We start from the raw sequence: 15162 nt of genomic DNA, 5'->3' as shown, positions 1-15162 counted from the left end.
AGAATTTTGTGAAATTCACATTCCGCGATGCGAAATCGTGTCTTGTGATTCCGCAGATGCGGAACTATGGTCATCGCCATGACGCATTTCCGGATCAGTGAAGCAGCCCATCTTCTGGGCGTCAGCGACGACACCGTGCGCCGCTGGGTGGGCGACGGCATCCTGCCCGCCGTTCCCGACGCCTCGGGGCGCCAGGTGGTGGCGGGGGCCGACCTCGCCGCGCAGGCTCAGCGGCTCGCCGGAGAAGCGGCCGACGACGACCCCGTCCGCCGCAGCGCCCGCAACCGCTTCACCGGACTCGTGACGTCCGTCCAGATCGACGGCCTCATGGCGCAGGTCGAGCTGCAGAGCGGTCCGCACCGCGTCGTGTCCCTGATGTCCGCCGAGGCCGCCCGCGAGCTCGCACTCGAGGTCGGCAGCAAGGCGACAGCCGTCATCAAGGCGACCATGGTGGTCGTCGAGACCGAGAGAGAGAACACCCCGTGACCCGCACCATCCGCACCTCCGCGCTCGTCGCTCTGACCGCCGTGGGCCTCGCCGCCCTGGTCGGCTGCAGCACCCCCGCGCCCGACTCCGCTCCGACCTCCCCCGCGGCCACCACCGAGGCCGACGCCCTCAGCGGCGAGCTGACGATCTTCGCGGCCGCCTCGCTCACCGCGGCCTTCGACGAGCTCGCCGCCGAGTTCGAGGCGCAGCATCCCGACGTCGACGTGCTCCCGATCAGCTACGACGGCTCCTCGGTGCTCGCCACCCAGCTGATCGAGGGCGCCACGGCCGACGTCTTCGCCTCGGCCGATGAGAAGAACCTCGCCAAGGTCACCGACGCGGGGCTCGCCGGGGCCGGTGAGGCGTTCGCGACGAACGTGCTGCAGATCGTCGTCGCCCCTGGCGACCCGAAGCACGTCGAGACCCTCGCGGATCTCGCCGACCCCGCCCTCACCGTGGTCGCGTGCGCGGCCGAGGTGCCGTGCGGCAGCGCCTCCCGCACTCTGCTCGACGCCGCGGGCGTGACGCTGACCCCGGCCAGCGAGGAGCAGAACGTGACAGCCGTGCTGTCCAAGGTGAAGTCGGGCGAGGCCGACGCGGGGCTCGTGTACGCGACCGATGTGAAGGCCGCGGGCGATGCGGTGACCGGCATCGAGATCGACGGCGCGGATGCCGCGACCAACGTCTACCCGATCGCCGCTCTGAAGGGCACGAAGAACCCGGAGGCCGCGAAGGCGTTCGTCGACTTCGTGCTGTCGGATGCCGGACAGAAGGTGCTCAAGACCCTCGGCTTCGGCGCTCCGTGAGCGGCGGCGACGAAGGGCGGCGCGGCGGCATCCCTCGACGGGTGCCGCCCTGGCTCTGGGCGCCGGCCGCGCTCGGCGCCCTCGTGCTGACGCTGCCCTTCGTCGCCCTCCTGATCCGCCTGGACTGGACGGCCGTGCCCGCGGCGATCACCGCACCGGCGGCCCTGCAGGCCCTCGGCCTGTCGCTGTCCACTGCGGCGGTCGCGACCGCGGTGTGCGTGCTGCTCGGCGTGCCGCTCGCCCTCGTGATCGCGCGCAGCTCGGGCGCCCTCGCCGCGGTCCTGCGCACCCTGACCACGCTGCCGCTGGTGCTGCCGCCCCTCGTCGGCGGTATCGCGCTGCTGTCGCTCCTCGGCCGCAACGGGCTTCTCGGCGGCGCTCTCGCGGTGCTCGGCATCCGCATCCCGTTCACGACCGCCGCGGTCGTGATCGCGCAGGTCTTCGTGGCCCTGCCGTTCCTCGTGATCTCCGTCGAGGGAGCGCTGCGCGCCGTCGGCACGGGGCACGAGGCGGTCGCCGCGAGCCTGGGCGCTCGCCCGCTGACCGTCTTCCGCCGGGTGACCCTGCCGCTCGCCGCACCGGGTCTCATCGCGGGCGCCGTGCTCTGCTTCGCGCGGGCGATGGGCGAGTTCGGGGCCACCGCCCTGTTCGCCGGCAACGCGCCGGGTGTGACCAGGACCATGCCGCTCGCGATCTACACGGCGTTCAACGGAGCGGGCGTGCAGGAGGACACCGCGATCGCGCTGTCGCTGCTGCTGATCCTCGTGGCGGTCGCCGTGCTCCTGCTGATGCGCGGCTGGCGAGCGGATGCCGTGCGATGACCCTCGACGTCGACATCACGGCTCGGGCCGGAGCCTTCCGCGTGGCTGCGGCGTTCACCGTCGCACCGGGCGAGGCGCTGGCGCTGCTCGGACCCAATGGCGCGGGCAAATCCACGCTGCTCGCGGCCATCGCCGGTCACGCTCCGCACGCCGAGGGCACGATCGCGCTGAACGGCTCGCCGATCGCCGCGGCGACTCCCCCGGAGCGGCGACGGATCGGCCTGCTGGGTCAGCGCGCGCTGCTGTTCCCGCATCTCACGGCCCTGGAGAACGTCGCCTTCGGCCCACGCGCCCAGGGGGTCCCAGCCCCCGAGGCACGGCGCCGAGCGCTCGGGCACCTCGACGAGGTCGGCCTGCACGACGTCGCGGGGCGCCGCCCCGCGGAGCTCTCCGGAGGCCAGCAGCAGCGCGTGGCCCTCGCGCGTGGCCTCGCTGCGGACCCGCTCGCGCTGCTGCTCGACGAGCCCTTCGCCTCCCTCGACGCCGAGACGGGCACGCAGGCCCGCCGACTGGTCACGCAGTTGCGCGACCGCCTCGGCATCCCGATCGTGATCGTGACGCACGATCCGCTCGACGCGGTGATGCTGGCCGCGCGCACCGTCGTGATCGACGACGGGCGCGTCGTGCAGCACGGGCCGACCGCCGAGGTGCTCGGTCATCCGCGTTCGCGCTTCGCCGCGGCCATCGCCGGGGTGAACCTCATCGCCGGCTCCGGCGCGACCGGGAACGCCCTGCAGGCCGAGAGCGGCCTCCGTCTCGTCGGCCACGGCGACACCCTCGCGGTCGGCGAGGCGGGATCAGCGGTGTTCGCCCCCTCGTCGGTGCGGATCTCGGCGGATGCCGGCACGGCCCCGCCCCCGGGAGAGAACTCCTGGCACGGGACGGTCGCGGTCATGGAGGCCGTCGCCGGCGGCGTGCGCCTGTTCACCGTCGAGCATCCGCAGCTGGCGGTGGACTGCCCGTCCGGGACCGCCGCAGCCCTCGGCATCCGGCCCGGCGCGGCCCTCGCTTTCCGCGTCGATGCCGCGGATGTCTCCCTGCGGCGCGACGGCGATGCTCCCGCCTGAGCGTCCGTCTCCGCCCCGCCGTTCGGACGGCGGTGAACGCCACCGGATCGACCGGGGGCGGGAGCTGCACTCCCGGCATCCGGTGCTACCGTAGCCACTCGAAAGGGTGGACGATGAGGATCACGCCGTCTCGCGGAACCGGTGCAGGCACCGCCGGAGCGCTGCGCCTGCCGTCCGTCGGCCTCCTCGACGCCCGTGATCGTCCGCTGCGCGATCTGCGCATCTCGGTGACCGATCGCTGCAACTTCCGCTGCGTGTACTGCATGCCGCGTGCCGTGTTCGGGCGGGACTACGCCTTCCTCGACCGCGACGAGCTGCTGAGCTTCGACGAGATCGAGCGCCTCTCGCGGATCGCCGTCGACCACGGCGTCCGCAAGCTGCGGCTGACCGGCGGGGAGCCCCTGCTGCGCCGCGGCATCGAGGATCTCATCTCCCGCCTCTCGGCGCTGCGAACGCCGGACGGCGACAGGGTCGAGATCGCGCTGACCACGAACGGCTCCGCCCTCGCCGTGAAGGCGCAGGCGCTCAAGGACGCGGGGCTCGACCGGCTCACCGTCTCGGTCGACACCCTCGACGACGAGCTGTTCCAGCGCATGAACGACGTCCGCTTCCCCGTGTCACGGGTGCTGGAGGGCATCGAGGCCGCGCGGGCGGCGGGCATCGGCCCCATCAAGATCAACATGGTCGTCAAGCGAGGGCTCAACGACGGCGAGATCGAGGCGATGGCCGCCCGCTTCAAGGACACCCCGTACACGCTGCGGTTCATCGAGTACATGGACGTCGGGACCTCGAACGGCTGGGAGCTGGACGAGGTGGTCTCGGCTGCCGAGATCGTGGAGCGCATCGGCGCGCTGTTCCCGCTCGAGCCGGTGGGGGCCAGTGCCACGGGCGAGACCGCGAAGCGCTGGCGCTACGCCGACGGCTCGGGCGAGATCGGGATCATCTCCTCCGTCACCAACACGTTCTGCGGCACCTGCAACCGCGCGCGGATCTCGACCGAGGGGCGGCTCTTCACCTGCCTGTTCGCGACCGAGGGGCACGACCTGCGCGCACTGCTCCGCGGCGGCGCGTCGGACCACGAGCTGTCCGCGGCGATGGCGGGCATCTGGGCCGCGCGCGACGACCGCTACTCCGAGATCCGCGCCGACCTCACCCCCGAGCTGCGCGCCGCACGCCAGCGCATCGAGATGAGCTACATCGGCGGCTGACCGCCCTCGCCCCGGTCGTTGAGCGAGCGTAGCGAGACGACACGCCCCACCCCCAACCCCCGGTCGTTGAGCGAGCGCAGCGAGACGAAACGCAGACACGGCACGCGCAGCCCCGCGTCGTACAGCTGACACGACGTTTCGTCTCGTCGCTGCGCTCCTCGCTCAACGACCACGGGGGGAGCCGCTGGCGGTCAGAGGCCGACCCACTCGGAGACGCCGTCGTCGTAGTGCTGGCGTTTCCAGATGGGCACGCCGCGCTTGATCTCCTCGACCAGGCGCTCGCACGCCTCGAACGCGGCGGCCCTGTGGCCGGCGGATGCCGCCGCGAACAGCGCAATGTCGCCGATGCGCAGATCGCCGATGCGGTGCGCCGCCGCCACCCTCATCCCGGTCTCGGCTGCCGTGTGCTCGACGATCTCGCGCAGGAACCGCTCGGCGTCGGGGTGCGCCCGATAGTCCAGCGCGCGCACCGCCCGTCCGCCGTCGTGGTCGCGCACCACGCCGCAGAACATCACGACCGCGCCGTCGGCGTCTCCGCCCACGGCGCCGCGGACGGCCGCCTCGTCGATCGGCTCGTCGGTGATCAGGGCGAAGGTCATGCGGGAACTCCTTCTCCGCGCGCGGCGGACGTGTCTGTCAGGCGGTCGACGTCGCCGACGACCTCTCCGCCGATCTCGACGTACGAGCGGATGCCGCCCACGACGTGGACCGCGTCGAATCCGCGTTCGCGCAGCGCCGCGGCGGCCCGGCGGGAGCGCGGGTCCTTCTCGCAGTAGACCACGACGGGCAGCGCGGTCTCCGGGCTCTCCCCCGCGTCGATCCGCCCGACCGGGAGGAGGCTCCCTCCGGGGATCCGACGCAGCGCGGCCTCCTCAGCCTCGCGGACGTCGAGCAGCAGCATCCGCTCCCCCGCCCGCCGCCTGCGCAGGAGCTCGGCCGCGGAGATCGAGGCGCCGGGGTCGGGTGCCGTGCCGCACAGGACCTCGTAGTCGTCGAGCCCCGTGAGCTCCTCGCGCGTCTCGTCGACCGCGTAGGCGATCTCCCGGGTGCGGGCGGTGAGCGCGTCGTAGAACAGCACGCGGCCAAGCAGTGCCTCTCCGACGCCGGTGATCAGCTTGACGACCTCGGTCGCCATGAGCGATCCGATGGCCGTGCACAGGCTGGGCAGCACTCCGCCGAGCTCGCACGAGAGCGCCTCGTCGGCGGGGGGCGGCGCGGGGAACAGGTCGCGGAACGTCGGGCCGTGCCCCCTCCACGCGATGCCCACCTGACCGTGGAAGCGCAGGATCGACCCCCACACCAGGGGCTTCCCCGCGAGCTCCGCGGCGTCGTTCGCGAGGTAGCGCGTGGCGAAGTTGTCGCTCCCGTCGACGAGCAGGTCGTAGTCGGCGAGGAGTCCGGGGAGGTTCGCCGCCACCGCCCGCTCGCGGTGCCGGTGCACGGTGCAGGCGGGGTCGATCGCCCGCACGGTCTCAGCCAGCGAGTCGACCTTCGCCCGACCGATGTCGGCCACACCGTGGCTGAGCTGGCGGTGCAGGTTGGAGAGCTCGACGAGGTCGTCGTCGACGATGCCGATCGTGCCGACGCCGGCTCCGGCGAGCGCGGGGACGAGGGCGCTCCCCAGGCCGCCCGCGCCGATCACCAGGACGCGGGATGCGGCGAGCCGCCGCTGCGCCGTCTCGCCGAAGCCCGGCAGCATGAGCTGACGGCTGTACCGGGTGATGCGGTCGGGCTCCAGCGCCGGCCCCGGTTCGATGAGCCCAGGAGTCATGCGCGCCAGTCTACGTCCGGCGCAGGCCGGGGCGGCGGGCCCGGTGTCCGCCGCTCGTCATAGGATGAGCGGCATGGCGATCGTGATGCTGCGGTACTTCGCCGCGGCCGCCGAGGCCGCGGGGCGCGAGGCGGAAGAGCTCGACCTCGGAGCCGACCACACCCTCGGGGCGCTTCGCGAGGCGCTCATCGGCCGCTACGGCGACCCCATGTCCCGCGTGCTGAAGAGCGGGTCGTTCCTCGTCGACGGCGTCGTGCGCCGCGACCCGGCACTGCCCGCCGGCGAGCGCGTCGACATCCTCCCCCCGTTCGCGGGCGGGTGACGCGATGACCGTGACCCTCGACGAGCACGCAGCCGCCGTCGCCGCCCTGCTCGCTCCCGTGCTCTCCGCGCTCGCCGATCCGGCGCACGCCGAGACCGTGCCGCTCGCTCCCGCGGGTCCGGCCAGGGGCCGCGTGCTGGCCGCCGACATCGCCAGCCCGATCCCGGTTCCTCCGTTCACCAACTCGCAGATGGACGGCTACGCCGTGCGCTCCGCCGACCTCGCCGCGGCGACCGAGGCGCGGCCGGTGCGGCTCCCCATCGGACGCGTGCGCGCGGCGGGCGATGCCGCGGGCGTGCACGAGCCCGGCACGGCGACCCCGGTCATGACGGGAGCCGCCATCCCCGAGGGCGCCGATGCGGTCGTGCAGATCGAGGCGGTGGATCCCCCGCGCTTCCTCGGCATCGGCGGCGCGCAGGGCGATCCGAGCGACGGGGTGGCGTTCTCGGCCCCCGCAGCGACGGGGGCTTTCGTGCGCGAGGTCGGCAGCGATGTCACCGCGGGGCAGTCGCTGCTCGCCGCGGGCACGCGCCTCGGACCCGCGCAACTTGCCGCTCTCGCCGCGGTCGGGCTCACGTCCGCCCCTGTGCGTCCGCGCCTCACGGTGCTCCTGGTCTCGACGGGGCACGAGCTGCGCGCCCCGGGCGAACCTCTCGACTCCGGTCAGATCCACGACGCGAACACGGCCTCGCTCGCGGCATCCCTCGTCGACGTCGGCGCCGAGGTCGCCTGTGCGGCGGCCCCCGACGACGCGTCCGCCCTGCTGGCGGTCGTCGCCGCGCACCCCGAGGCCGACCTGCTGGTCACGACCGGCGGCGTGAGCGCCGGCGCCTTCGAGGTCGTGCGCGATGCCCTCGAACCCCGCGGCGTGAGCTTCGGGCACGTCGCCATGCAGCCGGGCGGGCCGCAGGGCGCGGGCCTCCTCCGGCGCGAGGGGCTCCCGGATCTTCCGGTCATCGCGTTCCCCGGCAACCCGGTGTCGGCGCTGCTGTCCTTCGAGATGTTCCTGCGCCCGCTGCTGCGGCGGGCTGCGGGCCTGCGCGAACGGCGCGAGGTGTCGTGGCTGCCGCTCGCGCACGCGATCGAGTCACCGCAGGGCAAGCACCAGATCCGCCGAGGGATGCTGCGCGACGACGGCAGTGTCGCGGTGGGGGCGCCGGGGTCGCATCTGCTGCACGACTACGCGCGCGCCACGGTTCTGGTTCATGTGCCGACGGGCATCGCCGCGCTTCCCGCCGGCGCCGAGGTCGAGGTCTGGAGGATCGATGAGTGAGCTCTCGCACCTGCGAGCAGACGGGTCGGCGCACATGGTCGACGTCACCGAGAAGCAGGTGACCCGTCGAGAGGCATCCGCACAGGCCGTGCTCGTGACGACGCCGGAGGTCGTGGCGATGATCGCCGACGGCTCGCTGCCCAAGGGCGAGGCGCTGGGCACGGCGCGGCTCGCCGGCATCATGGGCGCCAAGCAGACGTCGACGCTGATCCCGCTGTGCCATCCGCTGCCTCTGACGAAGCTGTCGGTCGACCTGGAGCCCCGGGGCGATCGAGTGCGCATCGTCGCGACCGCCGTGACGAACGGCGTCACCGGGGTCGAGATGGAGGCCCTCACGGCGGCGAGCGTGTCGGCGCTGACGCTGTACGACATGATCAAGGCCGTCGACAAGCACGCCGTCATCACCGATGTGCTCGTGCTCGCGAAGTCGGGCGGCAAGAGCGGCGACTGGTCGCGCCCGTGACCCGCACGGCTCACGTGCTCGTGGTGTCGACCAGGGCCGCGAGCGGCGTGTATGACGACCGCACCGGCCCGGTGATCGCCCAGTGGCTGCGTGATCGCGGCTTCGACGTGCGGGTCGAGGTGACGGCGGATGCCGGGGTCGCCGATGCCCTCGCGGCGCTGCTGTCGCAGCATCCGTCCGTCCTGCTCACGACCGGCGGCACGGGGATCTCGCCCGACGACCGCACTCCGGAGGCGACCCGCGCTCTGCTCGATACGGAGCTGCCGGGCATCGTCGAGGAGGTCCGGCGCCGCGGCGCCGCCGTGACGCCGACCGCCGTGCTCAGCAGGGCCGTGGCGGGCATCGCCGGCGGATGCCTCGTGATGAACCTGCCCGGATCCACGGGGGGCGTCCGCGACGGTCTCGCCGTGCTCGACGGCGTGCTCGACCACGTGCTCGATCAGCTCTCCGGAGGGGATCACTGATGTGCACCGTCATCGTCGACGCGGCAGACGCGGCATCCGTCCGTCTGCTCGCGGTGCGCGATGAGGACCCGCAGCGCGACTGGGACGAGCCCGGCGCCTGGTGGCCGGAGAGCCATCCGGGCGTGATCGGCATCCGCGACCGCCGCGCCGGAGGTGCCTGGCTCGCCGCGAACCCGGCGGAGCGCCGTCTCGCGGTGCTGCTGAACCGCGCCGACGTGCTCGATCTGCCCGCGGATCAGGCGCTATCACGAGGGTCGCTCGCCCTGGAGTCGGTCATGGGGCGCTCGCCCGTCGCCCCCGAGAGGATGCACGGCTTCAACCTCCTGGAGGTCGGTCCGGAGGGCGCCCGCGTGCTCAGCTGGGACGGCGCGACGCTCCGGGAGACGCCCATCGAGCCCGGCACGCACATGATCGCGCACGATGATCTCGACGACGAGGAGACGCCGCGCATCGCGGCGTGGCTGCCGGAGTTCCGCTCTCTCGGACCGACCTCCGCGAGCGCCGACTGGCGAGCGGAGTGGGTGGGGATGCTGGCGGCATCCGCCCGCCTCTCCCCCGAAGACGACAGGGCCATCATCCGCGACAACCGGCCCCACGGGTATCCGACGCAGTCGCTACTGTACTGCACGGCATCCGTCTCCGACCGGGGCATCGACCTGGACTATCACGCGCTGCCGACGCCGGCGCACTGGGCGGCGCCGGCGTCCTGACGCGTCGCGCCTTCTCGCCTCGACCCATTGCTCCGGGCGGGTTCCTCAGGTATAACTCTTCGTAAAGAACGTTTCCTAAAGGTTCTGCCCCCACCCCACCGGAGGAACAATGCGCCACCGTCGACCACTGCTGGCCCTGCTGGCAGCCGCAGTCGCACTACCGCTCACCGGCCTGATCGCCACCTCGGCCCAGGCGACGACGACCATCACCCTGCGCGACCCCGTGAAGCGGGAGATCGCCCAGGAGATCATCACCTCGGCTGAGAACTCCTCGCTGAACTGGTACGACCAGTACAGCTACATCGAGCCCTACCCCGACGGCCGCGGCCTCACCGCCGGCATCGTGGGCTTCACGTCCGGCACCCACGACATGCTCGTGCTCGTGCAGAACTACACCCAGAAGTACCCGAACAACCGCCTCGCGAAGTGGATCGACGAGCTGGAGCAGGTCGACGGCACCGACAACACGGCGCCGCTCGGCGAGGCGTACATGGCCGACTGGCGCGCCGAGGGTGCGGTGCCCGCGTTCCAGCAGGCGCAGCGCGACGAGGTCACCGTGCAGTACTTCGACCCCGCGGTCGACCTCGCGATCGCCGACGGCGTCGGTCCGCTCGGGCAGTTCGCGTACTACGACGCCGCCGTCGTGCACGGTTACTCCGGGCTCGAGGACGTGCGCACGCAGGCGAAGAAGAAGGCGAAGACGCCGGCCGCCGGCGGCACCGAGACCGCCTACCTCAAGGCCTTCCTCGACGCGCGTGTGGTCGAGATGAAGAAGGAGGCCGCGCACGAGGACGTCAGCCGCATCGAGAACGCGCAGCGCGTCTGGCTCAACGCCGGCAACCTCACCCTCAACACCCCGCTGAGCTGGTCCGTCTACGGCGACCCGTACTCGATCCCCACCAACCCCACCCCGCACTGGCCCGTCGGAGGTACGACGCCGACCCCCACGCCGACTCCGACCAGCACACCGACGCCGACGCCCACACCCGGCACCGCGACGCTGATCTCGAAGAACAAGCCGGTCACGGCATCGTCGTCCGAGGGCTCGGGCTTCGAGGGCGCGAAGGCGGTCGACGGCAACGCGACCAGCCGCTGGTCGAGCGTCGAAGGCGTGGACCCGCAGTGGATCCGCATCGACCTCGGCGCAGGGTCCAAGGTCGACAAGGTCGTCCTGAAGTGGGAAGCCGCCTACGCGTCCAAGTACCGCGTCGAGGTCTCCACCGACGGCACCACCTGGACCACCCTCGCCACCGAGGCCGCGGGCAACGGCGGCACCGACGAGTTCACCAACCTCAACGGCACCGGCCGCTACCTGCGCATCTACGGCACCGCACGAGGAACCGCCTACGGCTACTCCCTGTTCGAGGTCGAGGCCTACACCCTCACCGGCGGCGGCACCCCCACGCCGACGCCCACCCCGACGCCCACTCCGACCCCGACGACGCCGACCGGACCGGCCTGGCCGGGCTCGTCGCAGATCACGGTCGCCGACGCCACCGACACGTTCGACACCGACATGAGCGGCCTGTCGTTCTCCGCCGACGGCTCGGTGCTGTGGGCCGTGAACAACGGCTCCGGCACGCTGCACCGCCTCGTCCGCCAGGGCACGACCTGGGCGGATTCCTCCGGCTGGTCGGGCGGACGCACCCTGCGCTTCCCGAGCGGTTCGGGCACGGTCGACGCCGAGGGCGTCGCGGCCGTCGGAACCGACCTGTTCGTCGCCTCCGAGCGCAACGGATCGAGCAAGAACACGAGCCGTCCGTCGATCCTGCGCTACCAGCCGGGATCGGGCTCCGGATCGCTGACGGCGGTCAAGGAGTGGAACCTCACGTCCGACCTGCCCTCGGTGGGCGCGAACGACAGCCTCGAGTCGATCGCCTGGATCCCGGATGCCGACCTCGTCGCAGACGGCTTCATCGACCAGCGCACGGGGGCGGCGTACTCGCCCTCGTCCTACGCGAACCACGGCGGCGGCCTGTTCTTCGTCGGCCTGGAAGCCACGGGCGACGTCTACGCCTACGCGCTGAACCTCAGTGGCGGCTTCACCAGAGTCGCGACCTTCGGCTCGGGCTTCGACGCCGTCATGGAGTTGGAGTACCAGCCGAGCACGCACACGCTGTGGAGCGTGTGCGACGACACCTGCGACGGCGAGGTGGCTGCGCTGAAGATCACCTCCGGCTCGTTCACGGAGGTCGCGCACCACGACCGCCCGAGCGGGATGCCGAACATCAACAACGAGGGATTCGCCCTCGCCCCGCAGTGCGTCAGCGGATCTCGCTACGCCGTCTGGGCGGATGACGGCGACACGGGAGGCCACGCCCTGCGCGCAGGGTCGATGACCTGCAGCTGATCCTCCGAACAGAGCGCCCGGGTCGTCTGCCGACCCGGGCGCTTCGGCGTGCACCCCTTGACCGGATCGCGGCCATCGCGCTATTCTTCCATAAATCAGAAGTAAACTTCCGAATTATGGAATCTAGCTCAACGGAGAGGTGACCGACATGACGCACGACGACCAGACGCCGAAGGTCCGCGACGACCGCGAGTCCCCGCTCGTCTACATCGACCCCGACTTCTCCATGCCCGAGCGCACCGACCGCTACCTGCGCGCCTTCCGCATCCTCTTCCCCAAGGCCTCCTGAGCCTCGCCGCGTCCGCTCCCGTCGCAAAAGATCCCGCTATGAGAAGCAGAGACCGGGACTTCTTGCGACGGGAACGCGAACGGATGCGGCGCTACGCCGCGGAGGCCTCGTCGGACGCGCAGGAGAAGCGCGCGCGGTAGGCGGTCGGCGTCGTGCCGAGCATGCGGGTGAAGTTCTGCCGCAGCACGGCAGCGGAGCCGAAGCCGCACTCGTCGGCGATCTGATCGAGCGCGAGGTCGGTGCGCTCCAGCATCCGCTGCGCGTGGATGATCCGCTGTCGGCCGAGCCAGGCCGCGGGCGTCGCACCGTACTCGGCCTTGAACCGACGGGCGAAGGTGCGGGGCGACATGAGCGCCCTCGCGGCCAGGCGCTCGACGCCCAGATCGTCGCGCAGATTCTCGACGGCCCAGTCCGCGACCGCCGACAGCGAGTCCCCGTTGCCGTGCGGGATCGGGCGATCGATGAACTGCGCCTGCCCGCCGTCGCGCTGCGGGGGGACGACCATGCGACGGGCGACGCGGTTGGTCAGCTCGGCGCCGATCTCCAGCCGCAGCAGGTGCAGGCACGCGTCGATGCCGGCGGCGGTGCCGGCGCTCGTGATGATGCGGCCGTCCTGCACGAACAGCACATCCGGGTCGATGTCGATCTGCGGGTACATCTCCGCCATGTGGTGCGCGTACATCCAGTGCGTGGTGGCTCGGCGTCCGTCGAGCACGCCCGCAGCCCCCAGGATGAAGGAGCCACTGCACACGCTCATGACCCACGCGCCTCGGGCCACGGCGTCGCGCGCGACATCGAGCAGCAGCGGATCGATCTGCGCCCAGTACTCGCGCGGCAGCGGGCAGAAGACGACGAGGTCGGCCTCGTAGGCGAAGGACAGGTCGTTCTCGACGTTGACCGAGAACCCCATCTTCGAGTTCACGACACCGGCCCGCGGCGCGACGACGCGGAAGTCGAAGCTCGGCACCCCCTCGTCACTGCGGTCGAGACCGAAGGCCTCGCAGGCGACGCCGAACTCGAAGGGGGCGAAACCGTCCTGGATGATGCAGGCGACCGTCTTCATGAGCGCGTCCGTTCTTTGGCAGATTTCATGCGTTCATAGTCTATTCTGCCACTCGTGGCGGATCAACACTGATCGTAGTGTTTCTGCCATGATACTCGTCTTCGCACTCATCGCCCTCAGCGTGTGGGGGCTCATCGCCACCGTCATCGAACTGCGTCGCGACGGCTACCGCCGCACGCCCACCGACTGGAACCGCGTCGCCGAGCACGATGCCCTCGACCGGGCCGAGCTCGGGCACGTGTACCGGTAGGTCTCCCCGTCCGTCGGATGCCGGGGCTACGCTCGACTGCATGAGCGAGCCCCTGCAGCCTCCTGTCCCGCCGTACGGACAGCCGACTCCTCAGCCGCAGTCCGCACCGCATCCTCCTCAGCCGAGCGCTCAGCCCCAGTCCGCACCGCATCCTCCTCAGCCTCAGCCCGCACCGCATCCTCCTCAGCCGCAGTCCGCACCGCCTCCTCCTCAGCCGTACGGCGGCCCGCAGGGCCACCCGCCCGAGACCGCGCCGTATCAGCGGGTCGGGCACCCCGTCGGCGCCCCGCATCCCGCGCCGTTCCCGACCTCGGGACCCGCCGCCGCATCCCTCGCCGATACGACAGCGCGTCGTCTCGACCCCCCGCAGTTCTCGACTCCCCCTCTGCAGTCGTCGGCCTCCGGTCGGATCGCCTTCGTCATCGCGCTCATCGGCCTGGGAATGAGCGTGGCGCCCGTGCTCGCCTTTCCGGCCGTCATCCGGCTGATCGGGTACTCCACGCCGCTCGCCGCGGACGCGATCTACGCGTTCGTCAGCTTCCTCGCCGTCGCGGCCTCGGTGCTCGCGCTCACGCTCGGACTCTTCTCACTCCGCCGTCCCGGGCCCCGCGGGCTCACGGGCCTTGCGATCGGCATCGCGATCGCCGTGCTCGTCGGCGCCGCGGTGTCGAGGATGTCCACCCTCTTCTACATGTCCCTCTGACAGGCCGGAGCCATCATGAGCGATCCTCACCCGTTCCACGTCGGCCAACCGCACGGCACCCCTCCGCAGTACCCGACCTCCCTGGTGCCCCCTGCCGATCCCCGGTTCACGACCCCGGGCAGCGCGTCCGATCCGCTCAACCGGACAGCCCTCGCGTTCGCCGCACTCGCGACCATCGCGGGCCCTGTGTCTGGGGTGCTCCGTTCGTTTCTCCTCTCCCGCGGCGACTACGACATCGCGGTCCTCCTCCCTGGCGTGACCGCGGTCGTCCTGTTCCTTGCCGGTCTTGCCGCGGTCACGCTCGCCACCATGGCTCTGCGTCGTTCCGGGTCGCGTCTCCTTCCGTGTATCGCCATCGGCATCGTCGGCGCGACGGTGGTCACCCAGGTCGCGGGGTGGGGATCGTCGCTGGTCTACTCCTACTTCTGAACCTGTCGACGACTCCCCGGCGCTCTGACACCGAGGTGTAGGGTCGGCTCATGCTCCCCCTGGACAGCCTCGTGGCGTTCGTCGTCGCCTCGGTCGTGATCATCGTCATCCCCGGCCCGAGCGTGCTGTTCGTGATCGGACGCTCCCTCTCCCTCGGCCGACGCGCGGGTGTGCTGAGCGTGGTGGGCAACGCGCTCGGCACGGTCCCCGCCGTCGTCGCCGTCGCCTTCGGCGTCGGAGCCATCGTCGCCTCGTCCGCGCTCGCCTTCACGGTCATCAAGATCGTCGGCGCGGCCTACCTCGTGTGGCTCGGCATCCAGGCGATCCGCCACCGGCACGATCACCGTGCGGATGCCGCGCGCGAACCCGCGTCCGCCGGAAAGCTCCTGCGCCAGGGCTTCGTCGTCGGCGTGACCAACCCGAAGACCATCGCGTTCTTCGTCGCGGTCCTGCCCCAGTTCGTGTCGCCTGCCGCGGGCCCGGTGTGGGCGCAGCTCCTGCTGCTCGGGCTGATCTTCCAGACCCTGGCGCTGGTCTGCGACAGCGTCTGGGCTCTCGCCGCAGGGACCGCCCGCGCCTGGTTCGCGCGCTCTCCGCGGCGCATGTCGACGCTCTCGGGCGCCGGCGGCGTCATGATGATCGGCCTCGGCGGCACGCTCGCCCTGACCGGCGCGAAGAGCTGACGAC

The 15162-nt window shown here is 71.6% G+C and carries 19 protein-coding genes; 16 read left to right on the top strand and 3 right to left on the bottom strand.

The annotated features are described in order from the left end of the window. Window positions 1-78: 78 nt before the first annotated feature. The 5 genes from ACFVRO_RS05525 to moaA all read left to right on the top strand — a co-directional run bounded on the left by ACFVRO_RS05525 (window position 79) and on the right by moaA (window position 4388). Complete coding sequence (locus ACFVRO_RS05525; protein ID WP_105676275.1) at window positions 79-486, top strand: molybdopterin-binding protein; 408 nt, start codon at window positions 79-81, stop codon at window positions 484-486. Beyond that, window positions 483-1292, top strand: coding sequence for a molybdate ABC transporter substrate-binding protein (gene modA, locus ACFVRO_RS05520; RefSeq protein ID WP_386950112.1), 810 nt, complete (start codon window positions 483-485; stop codon window positions 1290-1292). The genes ACFVRO_RS05525 and modA overlap by 4 nt, the downstream gene beginning before the upstream one ends. After that, the gene (locus ACFVRO_RS05515) at window positions 1289-2113 is read left to right on the top strand and encodes an ABC transporter permease (RefSeq protein WP_386950109.1); all 825 of its coding nucleotides are present in this window, start codon (window positions 1289-1291) and stop codon (window positions 2111-2113) included. Before modA ends, ACFVRO_RS05515 begins: the two co-directional genes overlap by 4 nt. Then, entirely contained in the window at window positions 2110-3180 is a 1071-nt protein-coding gene (locus ACFVRO_RS05510) for a sulfate/molybdate ABC transporter ATP-binding protein (RefSeq protein WP_386950107.1), read from the top strand. The genes ACFVRO_RS05515 and ACFVRO_RS05510 overlap by 4 nt, the downstream gene beginning before the upstream one ends. Window positions 3181-3293: 113 nt before the next feature. Further along, on the top strand, window positions 3294-4388 hold the full coding sequence (gene moaA, locus ACFVRO_RS05505; protein WP_386950105.1) for a GTP 3',8-cyclase MoaA: 1095 nt from the start codon (window positions 3294-3296) through the stop codon (window positions 4386-4388). 191 nt (window positions 4389-4579) lie between these two features. Here the strand turns inward: moaA and ACFVRO_RS05500 are convergent, their stop codons facing one another. Next, window positions 4580-4987, bottom strand: coding sequence for a molybdenum cofactor biosynthesis protein MoaE (locus ACFVRO_RS05500; RefSeq protein WP_386950102.1), 408 nt, complete (start codon window positions 4985-4987; stop codon window positions 4580-4582). Then, complete coding sequence (locus ACFVRO_RS05495) at window positions 4984-6159, bottom strand: ThiF family adenylyltransferase (protein WP_386950099.1); 1176 nt, start codon at window positions 6157-6159, stop codon at window positions 4984-4986. The genes ACFVRO_RS05500 and ACFVRO_RS05495 overlap by 4 nt, the downstream gene beginning before the upstream one ends. Window positions 6160-6232: 73 nt before the next feature. Between ACFVRO_RS05495 and ACFVRO_RS05490 the strand changes: the two genes are divergently transcribed. From ACFVRO_RS05490 to ACFVRO_RS05460, 7 genes are all read left to right on the top strand, one after another. Beyond that, on the top strand, window positions 6233-6481 hold the full coding sequence (locus tag ACFVRO_RS05490; RefSeq protein WP_386950096.1) for a MoaD/ThiS family protein: 249 nt from the start codon (window positions 6233-6235) through the stop codon (window positions 6479-6481). A gap of 4 nt (window positions 6482-6485) precedes the next feature. Further along, a complete protein-coding gene (glp, locus tag ACFVRO_RS05485; protein ID WP_386950094.1) occupies window positions 6486-7754 on the top strand; it encodes a gephyrin-like molybdotransferase Glp in 1269 nt (422 codons plus the stop codon). Next, a complete protein-coding gene (moaC, locus tag ACFVRO_RS05480; protein ID WP_386950092.1) occupies window positions 7747-8217 on the top strand; it encodes a cyclic pyranopterin monophosphate synthase MoaC in 471 nt (156 codons plus the stop codon). Before glp ends, moaC begins: the two co-directional genes overlap by 8 nt. Then, window positions 8214-8681 carry a molybdenum cofactor biosynthesis protein B gene (locus ACFVRO_RS05475; RefSeq protein ID WP_386950089.1) on the top strand — a complete coding sequence of 156 codons (468 nt, stop codon included), beginning with the start codon at window positions 8214-8216 and terminating at the stop codon, window positions 8679-8681. The genes moaC and ACFVRO_RS05475 overlap by 4 nt, the downstream gene beginning before the upstream one ends. Continuing rightward, complete coding sequence (locus tag ACFVRO_RS05470; RefSeq protein WP_223585667.1) at window positions 8681-9391, top strand: NRDE family protein; 711 nt, start codon at window positions 8681-8683, stop codon at window positions 9389-9391. Before ACFVRO_RS05475 ends, ACFVRO_RS05470 begins: the two co-directional genes overlap by 1 nt. Before the next feature lie 109 nt (window positions 9392-9500). Then, window positions 9501-11741, top strand: coding sequence for a chitosanase (locus ACFVRO_RS05465; protein WP_386950086.1), 2241 nt, complete (start codon window positions 9501-9503; stop codon window positions 11739-11741). 148 nt (window positions 11742-11889) lie between these two features. Next, on the top strand, window positions 11890-12030 hold the full coding sequence (locus ACFVRO_RS05460; RefSeq protein ID WP_181155952.1) for a hypothetical protein: 141 nt from the start codon (window positions 11890-11892) through the stop codon (window positions 12028-12030). A 91-nt stretch (window positions 12031-12121) separates the two neighbouring features. Here ACFVRO_RS05460 and ACFVRO_RS05455 read toward each other — a convergent pair whose 3' ends face one another. Beyond that, on the bottom strand, window positions 12122-13093 hold the full coding sequence (locus tag ACFVRO_RS05455; protein ID WP_105676360.1) for a GlxA family transcriptional regulator: 972 nt from the start codon (window positions 13091-13093) through the stop codon (window positions 12122-12124). A gap of 88 nt (window positions 13094-13181) precedes the next feature. On the opposite strand from ACFVRO_RS05455, the gene ACFVRO_RS05450 reads away from it, so the two are divergent. The 4 genes from ACFVRO_RS05450 to ACFVRO_RS05435 are packed head-to-tail and all read left to right on the top strand — an operon-like array spanning window position 13182 to window position 15158. Continuing rightward, the gene (locus ACFVRO_RS05450) at window positions 13182-13343 is read left to right on the top strand and encodes a hypothetical protein (RefSeq protein WP_181155953.1); all 162 of its coding nucleotides are present in this window, start codon (window positions 13182-13184) and stop codon (window positions 13341-13343) included. A gap of 40 nt (window positions 13344-13383) precedes the next feature. Then, window positions 13384-14046, top strand: a complete 663-nt coding sequence (locus ACFVRO_RS05445) for a hypothetical protein (RefSeq protein ID WP_386950083.1) — start codon at window positions 13384-13386, stop codon at window positions 14044-14046. A gap of 15 nt (window positions 14047-14061) precedes the next feature. After that, the gene (locus ACFVRO_RS05440; protein WP_386950080.1) at window positions 14062-14475 is read left to right on the top strand and encodes a hypothetical protein; all 414 of its coding nucleotides are present in this window, start codon (window positions 14062-14064) and stop codon (window positions 14473-14475) included. A 50-nt stretch (window positions 14476-14525) separates the two neighbouring features. Beyond that, complete coding sequence (locus ACFVRO_RS05435) at window positions 14526-15158, top strand: LysE family translocator (RefSeq protein ID WP_386950077.1); 633 nt, start codon at window positions 14526-14528, stop codon at window positions 15156-15158. Window positions 15159-15162 lie beyond the last annotated feature (4 nt).

The organism is Microbacterium sp. NPDC057944 (genome assembly GCF_042887445.1).
Taxonomy (GTDB): Bacteria; Actinomycetota; Actinomycetes; order Actinomycetales; family Microbacteriaceae; genus Microbacterium; species Microbacterium natoriense.
The sequence above is the reverse complement of the archived record's forward strand: the minus strand, read 5'-3'. Positions and strand labels throughout refer to the sequence as shown.

Excerpts from the sequence above, each read along its gene's own strand:
- ACFVRO_RS05525 (WP_105676275.1), top strand. The coding sequence starts at position 79 with ATGACGCATTTCCGGATCAGTGAAGCAGCCCATCTTCTGGGCGTCAGC.
- ACFVRO_RS05510 (WP_386950107.1), top strand. The coding sequence starts at position 2,110 with ATGACCCTCGACGTCGACATCACGGCTCGGGCCGGAGCCTTCCGCGTG.
- moaA (WP_386950105.1), top strand. The coding sequence starts at position 3,294 with ATGAGGATCACGCCGTCTCGCGGAACCGGTGCAGGCACCGCCGGAGCG.
- ACFVRO_RS05500 (WP_386950102.1), bottom strand. The coding sequence starts at position 4,987 with ATGACCTTCGCCCTGATCACCGACGAGCCGATCGACGAGGCGGCCGTC.
- ACFVRO_RS05495 (WP_386950099.1), bottom strand. The coding sequence starts at position 6,159 with ATGACTCCTGGGCTCATCGAACCGGGGCCGGCGCTGGAGCCCGACCGC.
- ACFVRO_RS05490 (WP_386950096.1), top strand. The coding sequence starts at position 6,233 with ATGGCGATCGTGATGCTGCGGTACTTCGCCGCGGCCGCCGAGGCCGCG.
- glp (WP_386950094.1), top strand. The coding sequence starts at position 6,486 with ATGACCGTGACCCTCGACGAGCACGCAGCCGCCGTCGCCGCCCTGCTC.
- moaC (WP_386950092.1), top strand. The coding sequence starts at position 7,747 with ATGAGTGAGCTCTCGCACCTGCGAGCAGACGGGTCGGCGCACATGGTC.
- ACFVRO_RS05470 (WP_223585667.1), top strand. The coding sequence starts at position 8,681 with ATGTGCACCGTCATCGTCGACGCGGCAGACGCGGCATCCGTCCGTCTG.
- ACFVRO_RS05465 (WP_386950086.1), top strand. The coding sequence starts at position 9,501 with ATGCGCCACCGTCGACCACTGCTGGCCCTGCTGGCAGCCGCAGTCGCA.
- ACFVRO_RS05460 (WP_181155952.1), top strand. The coding sequence starts at position 11,890 with ATGACGCACGACGACCAGACGCCGAAGGTCCGCGACGACCGCGAGTCC.
- ACFVRO_RS05455 (WP_105676360.1), bottom strand. The coding sequence starts at position 13,093 with ATGAAGACGGTCGCCTGCATCATCCAGGACGGTTTCGCCCCCTTCGAG.
- ACFVRO_RS05450 (WP_181155953.1), top strand. The coding sequence starts at position 13,182 with ATGATACTCGTCTTCGCACTCATCGCCCTCAGCGTGTGGGGGCTCATC.
- ACFVRO_RS05445 (WP_386950083.1), top strand. The coding sequence starts at position 13,384 with ATGAGCGAGCCCCTGCAGCCTCCTGTCCCGCCGTACGGACAGCCGACT.
- ACFVRO_RS05440 (WP_386950080.1), top strand. The coding sequence starts at position 14,062 with ATGAGCGATCCTCACCCGTTCCACGTCGGCCAACCGCACGGCACCCCT.
- ACFVRO_RS05435 (WP_386950077.1), top strand. The coding sequence starts at position 14,526 with ATGCTCCCCCTGGACAGCCTCGTGGCGTTCGTCGTCGCCTCGGTCGTG.